At 73.6% G+C, this 13,648-nt stretch carries 11 protein-coding genes; 5 read left to right on the top strand and 6 right to left on the bottom strand.

All coding sequences use genetic code 11. The annotated features are described in order from the left end of the window. Positions 1-20 precede the first annotated feature (20 nt). Complete coding sequence (locus ACIQTO_RS00280; protein WP_402380818.1) at positions 21-452, top strand: DUF5360 family protein; 432 nt, start codon at positions 21-23, stop codon at positions 450-452. Positions 453-486: 34 nt separating this feature from the next. Here the strand turns inward: ACIQTO_RS00280 and ACIQTO_RS00275 are convergent, their stop codons facing one another. Then, the gene (locus ACIQTO_RS00275) at positions 487-1,515 is read right to left on the bottom strand and encodes a hypothetical protein (RefSeq protein WP_402380815.1); all 1,029 of its coding nucleotides are present in this window, start codon (positions 1,513-1,515) and stop codon (positions 487-489) included. Between the two features lie 266 nt (positions 1,516-1,781). Next, positions 1,782-3,938, bottom strand: a complete 2,157-nt coding sequence (locus tag ACIQTO_RS00270; RefSeq protein WP_402380812.1) for a protease pro-enzyme activation domain-containing protein — start codon at positions 3,936-3,938, stop codon at positions 1,782-1,784. A 263-nt stretch (positions 3,939-4,201) separates the two neighbouring features. On the opposite strand from ACIQTO_RS00270, the gene ACIQTO_RS00265 reads away from it, so the two are divergent. Beyond that, positions 4,202-4,768 (top strand): CGNR zinc finger domain-containing protein, encoded by a 567-nt coding sequence (locus ACIQTO_RS00265; RefSeq protein WP_402380809.1) that lies wholly within the window; start codon positions 4,202-4,204, stop codon positions 4,766-4,768. Between the two features lie 99 nt (positions 4,769-4,867). On the opposite strand, the gene ACIQTO_RS00260 is transcribed toward ACIQTO_RS00265, so the two are convergent. The 3 genes from ACIQTO_RS00260 to ACIQTO_RS00250 all read right to left on the bottom strand — a co-directional run bounded on the left by ACIQTO_RS00260 (position 4,868) and on the right by ACIQTO_RS00250 (position 9,677). Continuing rightward, positions 4,868-6,397, bottom strand: a complete 1,530-nt coding sequence (locus ACIQTO_RS00260; RefSeq protein ID WP_402380807.1) for an FAD-dependent monooxygenase — start codon at positions 6,395-6,397, stop codon at positions 4,868-4,870. Between the two features lie 150 nt (positions 6,398-6,547). Further along, on the bottom strand, positions 6,548-8,248 hold the full coding sequence (gene paaN, locus ACIQTO_RS00255) for a phenylacetic acid degradation protein PaaN (protein ID WP_402380804.1): 1,701 nt from the start codon (positions 8,246-8,248) through the stop codon (positions 6,548-6,550). 160 nt (positions 8,249-8,408) lie between these two features. Next, positions 8,409-9,677, bottom strand: coding sequence for a glycosyltransferase family 39 protein (locus ACIQTO_RS00250; protein ID WP_402380801.1), 1,269 nt, complete (start codon positions 9,675-9,677; stop codon positions 8,409-8,411). 127 nt (positions 9,678-9,804) lie between these two features. Between ACIQTO_RS00250 and ACIQTO_RS00245 the strand changes: the two genes are divergently transcribed. Further along, the gene (locus ACIQTO_RS00245; RefSeq protein WP_402380799.1) at positions 9,805-10,389 is read left to right on the top strand and encodes a TetR/AcrR family transcriptional regulator; all 585 of its coding nucleotides are present in this window, start codon (positions 9,805-9,807) and stop codon (positions 10,387-10,389) included. Between the two features lie 456 nt (positions 10,390-10,845). Here ACIQTO_RS00245 and ACIQTO_RS00240 read toward each other — a convergent pair whose 3' ends face one another. Continuing rightward, positions 10,846-11,307 carry an Lrp/AsnC family transcriptional regulator gene (locus ACIQTO_RS00240; RefSeq protein WP_402380796.1) on the bottom strand — a complete coding sequence of 154 codons (462 nt, stop codon included), beginning with the start codon at positions 11,305-11,307 and terminating at the stop codon, positions 10,846-10,848. 148 nt (positions 11,308-11,455) lie between these two features. On the opposite strand from ACIQTO_RS00240, the gene pdhA reads away from it, so the two are divergent. Both pdhA and ACIQTO_RS00230 read left to right on the top strand, forming a co-directional pair. After that, positions 11,456-12,598 (top strand): pyruvate dehydrogenase (acetyl-transferring) E1 component subunit alpha, encoded by a 1,143-nt coding sequence (gene pdhA / locus ACIQTO_RS00235; RefSeq protein ID WP_402380793.1) that lies wholly within the window; start codon positions 11,456-11,458, stop codon positions 12,596-12,598. A gap of 83 nt (positions 12,599-12,681) precedes the next feature. Then, positions 12,682-13,644, top strand: coding sequence for an alpha-ketoacid dehydrogenase subunit beta (locus ACIQTO_RS00230; RefSeq protein WP_402382666.1), 963 nt, complete (start codon positions 12,682-12,684; stop codon positions 13,642-13,644). Positions 13,645-13,648 lie beyond the last annotated feature (4 nt).

Raw genomic sequence — 13,648 nt, 5'->3', positions numbered from 1 at the left:
CGGATGACACGGGAGAGAGCATGAGCGACACCGCCACCGCCCCCAGCAGGGTGCTGCGCTTCACCAAGGCGTCCATGGTGGTCACCGACGTCGGCTTCCTGGCCTACTGGGCGGCCACGCTGCTCGCGCTGATCCCGGCCGAGTACGCCTACAAGGACTACCAGAACCCGGTGCTCAGCGACTGGAACTACTCGTTCGTCCTGCTGGACGTGCTGGCCAGCGTCACCGGCCTCTCGGCGCTGCGGCTCGGTCGGTGCGGGGCGGCGGGGGCGCAGCCGCTGATGCTGGTCTCGCTCGCGCTGACCAGCACGGCGGGGCTCCAGGCGGTGGCGTTCTGGACGCTGCGGGGGGACTTCTCCCCGGGCTGGTGGCTGCCGAACCTGTTCCTGCTGCTGTTCCCGATCCCGGGGATGGTCGCCCTGGTGCGGACCTCGGCGGCGCGGGCGGCCTGAGCCGCTGCCCGCGCCGGCCGGTGCTCCCGACCCGCTACTCCCACTCCCAGCGGATGCCGACGTGGCCCGGCTGCTGGTCGGGGGCGAGCACGTGGGCGCTGGCGGAGGCGCCGATCCACAGCTGCTCGCGCCGGCGGTCGACGTCCTCGCCCGGGGCGCGGTCGTAGCGCTCGCAGTGGACCGGCACGGCCGCCGGGTCGAAGTGCACCTGGAGCACGTACTCGCGCACCGGGATGGCGAAGCGGCGGCTGTACTCCATGGTCGGGCCGCCGGGCGGGATCTCCACCTCGTACTCGAAGACCGTGCTGTCCCCGAGTCCGAGCGGGCGGTCCAGCATCAGCTCGCCGACCACCAGGCCGGCCTTCGGCCTGCGGCGGACCCGGCCGAGCCGGCCGTGCCGGACCGAGGTGATCTCGGGGCAGCCGGTGGCCTCCTCGTCGGCCTTGTGCACGACGAGGCAGCGGCCGACGCCGCCGACCGTGGCGCGGACCACCTGACGCATCCGCAGCAGGTTGCCGCGGCGCTCGGCGTCGACGTAGTAGGAGTCGTGGATGCTCAGCCGTTCCAGCTCGCCGACCGGCGGGGCGTCCAGCTCGGCGAAGACCTCGGCGATCTCCTGCTCCCCCGGCCAGACGTCCTCCAGCCGCAGGTGCGCGGTGTTGGCGGCGGCGGCCCAGCGGCCCCGCGGGCGCGGCGGGCCGAGCAGCGCGGAGAGGGTGGAGTGCGGCAGGCCGAGCAGTTCCTCCAGCAGGTGGACGGCGCGCAGCGAGCTGGCCCGCTCGGGCTGGCTGCGGCCGCGCCGCCAGTAACTGAGCGTCGTGACGCTGACCCTGACGCCGCGTTGGGCCAGGGCGGCGCGGATCCGGTCGAGGCTCAGGCCGCTGGCCTCGATCGCCAGGTGCAGGGTGTCGGCGAAGCCCCCGGCCGGGGCGGGCCGGGCGGTGCCCGAGGCGGTGGCGGTGGCGGCGGTGGTGGTCGTGGGGGGCACGGAGGCGGGTGCGGGCGCGCCGGGGCGCGGTCCGACCAGCCGGAGCCGGGCGTCCTGGGGGTGTTGTGAGCCCATGCGGTTACCTTCCCCAGCAAGCGGGTTCGGCGCGGCCGGTCCGGCGCCGAGGCGCGCCGCGAACGGTGTCACCGAGCTGTGGGGAACCCTATGCACGGTCGAGAGGCTACGTCATCAGTCGTGCGTATGACAGTGGTCACGGGCAGTCGACCACAGGGTTATCGATCTTGAAACAGAACGGAAACACGCCGTCGGGGCGGTCCGGTGCGGACCGCCCCGACGGCGTGGGTCACCGCGGGCCGTCGCGGTGGGACGTCGGCGCGGGATCAGGAGACGCTGAGCGCGGCGTCGTCGATCACGAAGCTGGTCTTGAGCGAGGAGTCCTCGGTGCCGGTGAACTTCACCGTGACCGTCTGGCCGGCGAAGGCCGAGAGGTCGAAGGACTTCTGGACGTAGCCGGTGGCCGCGTCGGCGTTGGACAGGGTGGCCAGCGTGGTCGAGCCGGCCTGGACGGTCAGCTTGTCGTACGCGGTGGTGCCGGACTCGGCGGTGTCGACGTGCACCCAGAAGGAGAGCGTCGCCTTGCAGCCGGCCGGGATCGCGACGGTCTGCGCCAGGGTGTCGGAGTGGGCGCTGCCGTAGCCGTCCAGCCAGGCCTTCCAGGAGCCGGCGTGCGCGGCCTCGCCGGAGCCGTTGTCGACGACGCCGCTGGACGCCGTCCACGGCGCGGCGGTGCCGGTCTCGAAGCCGCCGTTGCCGATCAGCTGGGCCGGGGTGCAGCCGCCGGTGGGCGGGGTGGTGCCGCCGAGCAGCGCGGTGTTCAGGGCGTCGGCGATCGGGCTGCCCCAGCCGGTGACCTGGTCGTAGCCGGCCTTGGTGGAGAAGTCCTGGTTCTTGCCGGTGGTCACGTCGTGGAACGCGCCGCCGTAGCCGGTGCCGTTGGCGACCGCGTACAGCCGCGGGCTCGCCTCGCCGAGGACGGGCTGCCCGGCCGCCTTGGCCTTCTGGTTGAACTGGGCCGCGTAGCCGGACCAGAGCGGGGCGGCCGCGCTGGTGCCGCCGTAGACCTGCCAGCCGCCGGCGGTGTAGATGGCGAAACCGCTGGCCGGGTCGGCGTTGGAGGAGACGTCCGGGACGGTGCGCATGGTGCCGCTCACCCCGGTGCCGGTCTGCCAGCTCGGCTTGGCGAAGACGGTGGAGACGCCGCCGCCGGCGGTGCTCCAGGCGCTCTCGGAGGAGTAGGCGCTGCCGGAGACCTTGAGGTTGGTGCCGCCGACGCCGGTCTGGTGCGGGCTGGACGCCGGGAAGTCGACCGCCTTGACGGTGGAGCCGCTGGTGGAGCGGGTGCAGTCGCGGGAGCCGTCGTCGCCGGAGGCCGAGAAGATCGAGATGCCCTGCGCGGCGGCCTGCTTGAAGGAGTTGTCGACCGCCGTCATGGAGGAGGCGGTGGTGTCCGGCTCGCAGGAGCCCCAGGAGATGGAGATGACCGAGACCCGGTTGTCCGCGACGATCTTGGCGGCCATGTCGATCTCGCCCTGGTCGCTGTTCGGGGCCTCGTAGACCAGCTGGGTCGCCTTGGGGGCGACGCCGCGCACGATCTCGCTGTCCAGCTCGACCTCGCCCTGGCCCTCGCCGGGGGCGGAGTCGTAGTTCGCGCCGTCCACCGACACGGTGGAGACGGCCGGGCCGGTGAGCCCGTACTGGGTGTCGTAGGTCTTCAGGTTGGTGGCGCTGTAGCCGTCGAACTCCCAGAGCGCGACGCTGACGCCGGTGCCGTCGGCGCCGGTCTTGTTGAGGTTGTACGCGCCGTCGTACTGGCTCGGGCCGAAGCCGCTGGGGGCGGCCAGGGCGGCGGCGGGGGCGGCGGGGGTGGACGGCTTGACGTTGCGGGTGGTGCGCACGGTGTGGTTGTTCAGGCCGGATATGCCCTGCACCACGGCGGCGAGGTCGGCCGGGACGGAGGCGGCCGCGTCGTTCGCGAAGAACGCGCGCTGCTGCTGCGGGTCCAGGTAGGCGCTCTCGTGGGTGCCGAAGGCCTTGGCGATCTGCTCGGCGGTGCCGTGCGCGTCGACCACCTGGCGGTTGTCGCTGACCCCGGAGACGGTCAGGCCCTGGGCGGTCAGGTAGCCGCGCACCTGGTCGACGGCGGCCGCGGTCGGGCCGAACCGCTCGGTGAACTGCTGCGGCGTCAGGTGCCGGCCGAACTCGGGGGTGCCGGGGGTGGCGACCGCGGTGAGGAAGCGGTCCAACTCGGCGGTGTCGCGCAGCTTCAGGCTGACGGCGACCGAGAGCTGCTGGTCGGCGGGGACGTCGCCCTTCTTCTCGGAGCGGGCGACCGCAGGGGTCACCGTGTCCGGCAGCGCGACGCGGGGCGCGGCGGCGTTGGGGGCCGGGGCGGCCTGGGCGGTGCTCACGCCGAGCGAGACCGCGGAGAGCGGCAGGACGGCAAGGGCCGCGGCGAGGGCGAGGGAGCGAGGGCGCACGGAATCCTCCTCTGGCCGGCATGTGGGGGCCGGCAGGGGCCAGGGCGTCTCTGGGGTGAAACGCTGGCTAGAACATGACAGAGGGGTTCCGGGAATTGGCTTATGGTCAAGCAATTCGTTGCTAAAAAACAGTCAACTGTGGACAACGGAATGGAGACGGCTCCATACAGTTAACGGCCGGAATTCATGAACCGGGGCAAGCCGATTCGGGTCCGGCGGAGCGACGTAGAATCGGGTCACGGGCGAGAGCGAGGGAGTATCCGATGACGGACCGGACGGCGGACCCGCGCGACCCCCGCCCGCTGATCGGCGAGCCGCTCGCGCTCGACCTGCTGAACACGCGGTGGGCGGGCACCCCGGTGAACGACCTGCTGGACGAGCCGGACGGCTTCGGGATCTGGCTCTCCTCCGCCGGGCTGGCGGACCGCTGCGGTGCGGGTGCGGACGGCTTGGTGGCGGTGCGGCAGGCCCGCGAGGCGCTGGCCGGGGCGGTCCGCGATCTGGACGGGCACGGCGAGGTGGGCGCGTCGGCGACGGCCGCGCTGAACGCGGTGCTGCGGCACGGGCGACTGCGGCGCGAGCTCGGTCCGGCCGGTCCGGCGGAGCACGTCGAGGTGGACGCGGCGCGGTGGCTGGCCGCCTGGCTGGCGGTGGCCGATTTTCTCGACCTGATCGGCCGGGACGCGGGCCGGATCAAGAAATGTGCCCACGAGGCCTGCATTCTGCACTTCTTCGACACATCGCAGAACGGGCGGCGGCGGTGGTGCTCGATGGCGGTCTGCGGGAACCGCGCGAAAGCGGCGCGGCACTACGAGAAGGCGCGCGCCTAGCGCCGTCGCGCGCGGAGGCGCCGACCCGGGAAAGCGGCGCGGACCCGGGCGGCGGCGGGCGCGCGGGGCGGTGCGTTCCCCCGCGCCCCCGCCGGGCGCTCAGTCCTCGTCGGGCGCGCCGAGCCACTGGGTGAGCGCGGCGCGGAGCTCGCCCCGGCCCGGGTCGACGGCGGCCCAGGCGGCGTAGCCGTCGGGGCGGACCAGCAGGACGGTGTCGCGCAGCTTGCCGTGCGGGTCGGCCGGGGCGACGGTCAGCAGCCGGCCCGCCCACGGCTCGGCGGCGGGCTGCTGGTCATTGCTGACCAGCACGAACGTGCCCGCGCGCAGCGCCTCGTAGAGCCGCTCGGGTGCGCCCGGCTCGCCCTCCCGGGTCTGCTCCAGACCGGTCAGCCGCAGGTCGGGCACGCGCCGGCCGGCCAGCGGGTGGGCGTCCTTGGGCGCGGGGTACCGGATGCCGATCCCGGAGATCGTCCGGGCGCCGCGCTCGGCGACCACGTCGAGGTGGTCGGCCAGGGTGGTGAGGGCGCCGCGCAGGGCCCGGGTGGGCGCGGACTGGGCGAGGGCGAGCCGGATCAGCGCGCCGGAGGTGCGCAGCACCGACTTGCCGACCGGGTGGCGCTCGGTCTGGTAGGTGTCCAGCAGGGCGTCGGTGGCCCGGCCCCGGACGGCGGCGGCGAGCTTCCAGGAGAGGTTGGCGGCGTCCTGGAGGCCGGTGTTCATGCCCTGGCCGCCGGCCGGGGAGTGGCAGTGGGCCGCGTCGCCGGCCAGGAAGACCCGGCCGGAACGGTAGGTGGGCACCTGCCGCTCGTCGCTGTGGAAGGTGGAGCTCCACCGGGCGTCGTGCAGCCCGTAGTCCTCGCCGAGGGCGTCGCGGGTCAGTTCGGCGATCCGGTCGAGCGAGGGCGCGGTGCCGTCCGGGTGCTGCTCGGCGCGGTCCCAGGCGATGACCCGGAACCAGCCGTCGCCGAACGGCGCGAGGAAGGCGAAGCCGCCCTCGGCGGCGCCGACGGTGATCAGCTCGTCGGGCGCGCGGTCCAGCCGGACGTCCGCCAGGACGACGGAGTTGACCACCGACTCGCCGGGGAAGGGGATGCCGAGCAGGTCGCGGACGGTGGAGTGGACGCCGTCGGTGCCGACCACGTAGCTCGCCCGGTGGGTGTCGGTGACGCCGTCCGCGGGTGCCTCCCCGGCCCGGGCGCGGGGGAGGGTCTCGACGGTGACGCCCTCGGCGTCCTGCCGCAGGCCGACCACCTCGGCACCGCGCAGGATGGTCGCGCCGGCCTTCAGCGCGCGCTCCTGGAGCAGCCGCTCGGTGTGGTACTGAGGAGTGATCAGGACGAACGGGAAGCGGCTCGGCAGCTGGCCGAGGTCGACCCGGAGCCGGTCGAAGAGCCGCAGCGAGGTGAGCGGGCGGCCGGTGGCGATCAGGTCGTCGGCCAGGCCGCGGGCGTCCAGCAGCTCCAGGCTGCGGGCGTGCACCGCGAAGGCCCGGGTGAGGTTGGACTCGGTGTCGCGCTTCTCCAGGACGGTGACCCGGACCCCGGCGGCGGCCAGGTCCCCGGCCAGCAGCAGGCCGGTCGGTCCGGCCCCGACGATCAGGACGTCGGTGACGGTCTGCTTCGCGGTCATGTGTCAGCTCCCGGTGTTCGGACGGAGGTTGGACGCCGGTCTGGGCGTTCTTCCGGTCTCCATCATCGCTGGCGCGGGCGGGGCTGGGAATCTCCGTGGGACGGAACCGGGCCCCGGCGTGGCATCGCCGGGGCCCGGAACCGGATCGGCTCAGCTGTGGCGGCGGATCTCCACGGTGCGGAACCGGTTGGCGACGAAGGCGCCGTCGCAGTAGGCGGCGTTGGCGGCCGGGTTGGCGCCGGTGCCGTGCAGGTCGGAGAAGGCGGCGGTCTGGTTGGCGTACACGCCGCCGGTGAGGTTGAGCGAGAGCGAGACGCCGGAGTCGAGCGCGGCCCCGACCAGGGCGGCCTCGACCTCGGGCGAGGTGGTGTAGCCGGCGGCGGTCATCGCGCCCTGGGTCCGGACGGTGTCGCGCAGCAGCTCGACCGCGGCGGCGGTGGACTCCACCGCGACGGCGAAGGAGACCGGGCCGAAGCACTCGCTGCGGAAGACCGCCCGGTCGTCCGGCTTGTCGGCGTCCAGCTTGACCAGCGCGGGGGTGCGGACGGTGGCGGCGGGGAACTCGGGCGAGGTGACCACGCGCGGGGCGAGGGCGAGCTCGCCGTACTCGCCGCCGGCCGCGGCGACCGTGCGCTGCAGCACCCCGGGGTTGACCACCGCGCCGAGGACGGCCGCGGCGCGGGCGTCGTCGGAGAGCAGGCCCTCGATGGCGCCGGCGAGGTCGGTCACCACCTCGTCGTAGGACTTGGCGCCCTGGTCGGTGTCGATGCCGGTGCGCGGGATCAGCAGGTTCTGCGGGGTGGTGCACATCTGGCCGCTGTAGAGCGAGAGCGAGAAGGCGAGGTTGTTCAGCATGCCCTTGTAGTCGTCGGTGGAGTCGACGACCACGGTGTTCACGCCGGCCTTCTCGGTGTAGACCTCGGCCTGCCGGGCGTGCTCCTCCAGCCAGTCGCCGAAGGCGGTCGAGCCGGTGTAGTCGATCAGCTTCACCTCGGGGCGGACGGCGAGCGCCTGGGCGACGGTGCCGCCCTCGTGCTCGGCGGCCAGGCAGACCAGGTCGGGGTCGAAGCCGGTCTCGGCGAGCACCTCGCGGGCGATCCGCACGGTCAGCGCGAGCGGCAGGACGGCGCGCGGGTGCGGCTTGACCAGGACCGGGTTGCCGGTGGCCAGCGAGGCGAACAGACCAGGGTAGCCGTTCCAGGTGGGGAAGGTGTTGCAGCCGATCAGCAGCGCGAGGCCGCGCGGGACGACGGTGAAGTCCTTGGTCATCACCAGCGGGTCGCGCTTGCCCTGCGGCTTGGTCCAGCCGGCGCTGCTGGGCAGCCGGGTCTGCTCGGCGTAGGCGTAGGTGACCGCCTCCAGGCCGCGGTCCTGGGCGTGCGGGCCGCCGGCCTGGAAGGCCATGCCGTAGGCCTGGCCGGTGGTGTGCATCACCGCGTGCGCGAACTCGTGCGAGCGGGCGTTGATCCGGGCCAGGATCTCCAGGCAGACGGCGGCCCGGGTGAGCGGGGTGGCAGCGGCCCAGCCGGGCCGGGCCGCGAGCAGCGCGGCGATCAACGCGTCCGGATCGGCGTGCGGGTAGCCGATGCCCAGCTCGACGCCGTACGGGGAGGCCTCGCCGCCGATCAGGTCGCCGTCGGCCGGGTGGCCGTCGAGGGCGAACGGCAGGTTCAGCAGCGCCTCGAAGGCGGCCTTGCCGTCCGCGGCGCCGCTCTCGCCGTAGGCCTTCGGGAACTCGGGGTAGGGCGACCAGTAGTCGCGCGACGCGGCGGCGGCGAGTGCGGCGTCCAGGGTGGCCTGGTGGCGTGCGACCAACTCGGTGACGAGGGGGTGGGTGACCGCTGCGGACATGGTGTGCGCTCCTCAGAGGGGAGGACGGGACACGTCACAGAGTAACCGAACGATCGGTCGGCTCAAGAGGGTGTGCGGGTCCGATCCGGTAAACGCGCGGGGGCGCGTCCGGAGTGGACGCGCCCCCGAGGTCGGGCCGGGTGCTGTGGTGGGTGCCGGTCTACGGGATGCCGAGCTCGAATATGACGTACCCGCCGTACCAGCCGGAGGCGACGGCGCCGGTGCCGAGCACCGTCGCCAGCACCGGCCAGCTCAGCTTGCGCATCGCCACCGCCAGGGCGATCAGCAGCGGGAAGGCCGGGAGCAGGTAGCGCGAGGTGTTGCCGAAGATGCCCAGGCTGCCCAGCACCGAGACGATGGTGGCCAGCGTGTAGGCGGTCAGCACCAGCGGCGGCCGCAGCCGGATCAGCAGCACGATCAGCACCGGCAGCGTCAGCACGATCAGGGTGGCCAGCAGGTCGGTCACCGGCCAGGCGAACGGGTAGTCCGTCCGGCCCAGCAGGACACCGCGGATCGCCTTGAAGGTGCCCTGGCCGAAGTCGAAGTAGTGCAGCCAGGCGTCGTGCTGGAGCTTGAAGTAGCCGCCCCAGTCGTCCGTCCGCCAGCCCACCCAGCCGACGTAGCCGAGCAGGCCGAGCGGGGCCAGCAGCATCGCGGCCACCGGGCGGACGACGCCGCTCTCCCGCCGGTACAGCTCGACCAGCGCGGCCAGGCCGACGGCGCCGATCAGCGCGGCGGAGGTCGGCCGGTTGAGGCCGGCGACCAGGGTGATCACGCCGGCGGCGATCCACTGCTTGGTCATCACGCAGTAGCAGGCCCAGGCGGCGAGCGCGACGAACAGCGAGTCGGAGTAGAGCGCCCACTCGGCGCCGGAGCCCGGCGCGATCGCCCAGAGCCCGGCCGCGATCACCCCCGCGCGCGGGCCGGCCAGCCGGTCCACCACCGCGTAGATCCCGGCGGCGGCGAACAGCGAGGCCAGCACCGAGACCAGCATCCCGGCGCCGTACAGACCGAGCCCGGTGCCGTCCGAGACGAGGCGCATCAGGCCCGGGTAGAGCGGGAAGAAGGCGGCCGAGTTCTGCTCGATGGTGAAGCCGGGGGCGCCGCCGGGGATCGGGACCAGCGCCGGGTGGTAGCCGAACTGGGCGATCTGCTGGTACCACCAGCCGTCCCAGCTGGCCGGCACGTCCCAGGGATTCGCGCCGCCGCCGAACCGGGGGTGCTTCTTCAGGTACTCGCCCGAGAAGGCGAGCAGCTTCATGAAGACGGTGAAGCCGAGCAGCTTGAGCACCGCGTAGCACCAGACGGCCGGCCCGAACCGGAGGACCAGGGCGCGGGCGCGCTCGCGCCGACCGGCCCCCGCCGTGGCTCCCGGCTCCTCGTTGCGCTGCTCGGGCACATCGGAGGCGACTGCCGGTATTGCGCTCATCAGACTGGACCCCACCCTGCATGGCCGTGGACGCTGGTCCGCAGATTCTAGGCGGTCGGCCGTGCCAGTGGTGCGGACCAATGGACCCGGGCGCATCCGGCGCAGCGGGGGCGGGGATACTCGGAGAATGGCCGATCACACCACGCGTACCGCGTACACCGTGGAGTCGCTGCTCGCGGTGACCGTCGACGTCTTCAACGAGCGTGGCTACGACGGCACGTCGATGGAGGACCTGTCCCGGGCCGCCGGGATCTCCAAGTCCTCGATCTACCACCATGTGCGGGGCAAGGAGGAGCTGCTCCGGCTGGCCGTCGGGCGGGCCCTGGACGGGCTGTTCGGCATCCTCGCCGAACCGGAGGCGGTCGGGGGCCCGGCGGTGGAGCGGCTGGAGCACGTGGTGCGGCGCACCGCCGAGGTGCTGCTGACCGAGCTGCCCTACGTCACCCTGCTGCTGCGGGTGCGCGGCAACACCGTCACCGAGCAGTGGGCGCTGGAGCGCCGCCGCGACTTCGACCACCAGGTGGCCGAGCTGCTGCGGGCCGCCGTCGCGGACGGCTCGCTCCGGGCGGACGTCGAGCCCCGGCTGGCCACCCGGCTGCTCTTCGGCATGATCAACTCGATCGTGGAGTGGTACCGGCCGGGCCTCAAGGCGGCCGACGGCGTCGCGGACGCGGTGGTCCACCTGGCCTTCGACGGCCTCCGGGCCCGGTAGGACCGGGGCGGCAAGGCCGGGGACGGGCGCCCGAGCCGGGCAGCGGACCCGACTCCCGGCCCGGCCGCCGGCGCCCGGACCCCGGCCAGGACGTCCGAGCCCCGGCCCGTGGCGTCTGGACCCAAGCCCAGGCGTCTGGACCCCAACCCCGGCGTCTGGGCCCCAGCCACCGGCTCTGACCCCGGCCATCGGTTCTGACCCCGACCTCGCACGGCGCGTCCGGAGCGGCGCTGCCCGGGCGTGAAGCCCCGGCCCCGGCGTCTGGACCCCGGCCACCGGCTCTGACCCCGGCCCCGACCGAATCCGCCCCGAGCCGAAGGGCCGCGCCGGTGCCGAAAGGAAGAAGCGAGGACGCCGCGAGGAACGAGCGGCGTCGGAGCGCCGACCGTCGGCACCGGACGAGAGCGGCCCGGAGGCGAGCGGGCGACAACACAGCCCGGAGGCGAGCGGGCGACATTACAGCGGCGGTACCTGGTCGGTTTCCTCGAAGACCAGCATGGTGCGGGTGCCGAGCACCTGCGGGATGGACTGGATGCTGCCCAGCACCAGCTCGCGCAGGGCGTGGTTGTCGTCGGTGTGCACCAGCAGCAGGACGTCGAAGTCTCCACCGACCAGAGCGATGTGCGCGACCCCGGGCAGCTCCAGCAGGCGCTCTCGCACGGTGCGCCAGGAGTTCTGCACGATCTTCAGGGTGACGTAGGCGGATGCGCCCTGACCTGCCTTTTCGTGGTCGACCCGGGCGGTGAAGCCGCGAATGACGCCGTCCTCGACCATCCTGGATATCCGGGCGTACGCATTCGCCCGGGACACGTGCACCCGCTCGGCCACCGAGCGGATCGAGGCGCGACCGTCCTGCTGCAGCAGCCGCAGGATCGCCCGGTCGACACGGTCGAGTCTGGACGTCTGTTCAGCCGACATGACCCCCCACCCCCACGGATTGGACGTACTGCCACCAGTCGACCGCCACCCGGGCCGATTGTCCACCACCTTGTCACGCTTCTGGTCAAGATGAACAGACGACCGAACAATCGGTAGGGAGCCCCCGCCACCCCTGGAGGTGCCCGAGATGACCGTTCTCGACCACAGACACCACACGGCCGTGCCCGGTTGGCTGCCCGGGGCGACCGCCCCGCGCAGCGACCCGGCCCCGCTGCTTCCGGACGCCTCACCGGTCCGCGTGCTCGGCACGCCCGAGCTGGAGAAGTACGACCCCGCGCTGCTGCGCGAGCTGTACCGCCGCCTGGTGGTCGGCCGCCGCTACAACCAGCAGGCCACCACCCTCACCAAGCAGGGCCGGCTGGCCGTCTACCCGGCGTCCACCGGCCAGGAGGCCTGCCAGGTCGCCGCCGCGCTGGCGCTCGGCGAGCGCGACTGGTTGTTCCCGAGTTACCGCGACACCCTCGCGGTGGTCTCCCGCGGCGTCGACCCGCTGGAGGCGCTGACCCTGCTGCGCGGCAACGCCCACACCGGCTACGACCCGGTGGCCACCCGGACGGCGCCGCTCTGCACCCCGCTGGCCACCCAGGCCCCGCACGCCGTCGGACTGGCGCACGCCGCCCGGCTCAGCGGCGATCCGGTGGTCGCGCTGGCGCTGCTCGGCGACGGCGGCACCAGTGAGGGCGACTTCCACGAGGCGCTGAACTTCGCCGCCGTGCTGAACGCCCCGGTGGTCTTCCTGGTCCAGAACAACGGGTACGCGATCTCCGTCCCGCTCACCGCGCAGTCCGCCGCGCCGACGCTCGCCCACAAGGCGGTCGGCTACGGCATACCGGGCCGGCTGGTGGACGGCAATGACGCGCCCGCCGTGCACAGCGTGCTGACCGAGGCGGTCGAGCGGGCCCGGACCGGTGGCGGCCCGACCCTGGTCGAGGCGCTCACCTACCGCGTCGAGGCGCACACCAACGCCGACGACGCCACCCGCTACCGGGACGACACCGAGGTGGCCGCCTGGCGCGAGCACGACCCGATCCTGCTGATGGAGCGCCACCTGCGCCGGCTCGGCCTGCTGGACGACGCCCTGGTGCAGGAGTCGGCCGATGAGGCGGAGGCCCTGGCGGCCCGGATGCGGGCCGAGTTCCACGCCGACGCCGAGCTGGACCCGATGGCGCTGTTCGCCCATGTGTACGCCGAGCCCACCCCGCAACTCCGGGAGCAGGCCGCCCAGTTGTCCGCCGAGCTGGCCGCCGAGGCCGAGGTGCAGCACCCATGAGCAACACCGCCCATCCGTCGCCCGCCGCCACCCTCGGCCGGCCCGCCGTCCGGCAGTCCCCGGCCGGCCCGCGTTCCGCCGGTATGGCGCAGGCGCTCAACTCCGCACTGCGGGACGCCCTGCGCGAGGACCCGGCCGTGCACGTGCTCGGCGAGGACGTCGGCGCGCTCGGCGGAGTCTTCCGGGTCACCGACGGCCTGACCGCCGAGTTCGGTGCCGACCGCTGCCTGGACACCCCGCTGGCCGAGGCCGGCATCCTCGGCACCGCGATCGGCATGGCGATGTACGGGCTGCGCCCGGTGGTCGAGATGCAGTTCGACGCCTTCGCCTACCCGGCGCTGGAGCAGTTGTTCTCGCACGTCGCCAAGATGCGCAACCGCACGGCCGGCCGGCTGCCGCTGCCGATCACCGTCCGCATCCCGTACGGCGGCGGCATCGGCGGCGTCGAGCACCACAGCGACGCCTCCGAGGCGTACTACGCGAGCACCCCCGGCCTGCACGTGGTCACCCCGGCCACGGTGGCCGACGCCTACGGGCTGCTGCGGGCCTCGATCGCCTCGGACGACCCGGTGGTGTTCCTGGAGCCCAAGCGGCTCTACTGGGGCAAGGCGGAGTTCGACCCGGCCGTACCGGTCGAGCCGATCGGGCGGGCCGTCCTGCGGCGGACCGGGACGTCGGCGGTGCTGATCACCTACGGGCCCTCGCTGCCGGTCTGCCTGGAGGCGGCCGAGGCGGCGAAGGCCGAGGGCTGGGACCTCGCGGTGCTCGACCTGCGCACCCTGGTGCCGTTCGACGACGAGACGGTCTGCCGGGTGGTGCGCTCGCTCGGCCGGGCCGTGGTGGTGCACGAGGCGACCGGCTTCGGCGGCACCGGCGCGGAGATCGCCGCCCGGGTCACCGAGCGGTGCTTCCACCACCTGGCCGCACCGGTGCTGCGGGTCACCGGCTTCGACATCCCGTACCCGCCACCGATGCTGGAGCACCACCACCTGCCCGGGGTGGACCGGATCCTGGACGCGGTCGCCCGGCTGCAGTGGGAGGCCTGAGGAT

Source organism: Kitasatospora sp. NPDC091207 (genome assembly GCF_044768625.1).
GTDB lineage: Bacteria > Actinomycetota > Actinomycetes > Streptomycetales > Streptomycetaceae > Kitasatospora.
Note: the sequence above shows the minus strand (reverse complement) of the source record. Positions and strands in the feature narration are given on the sequence as shown.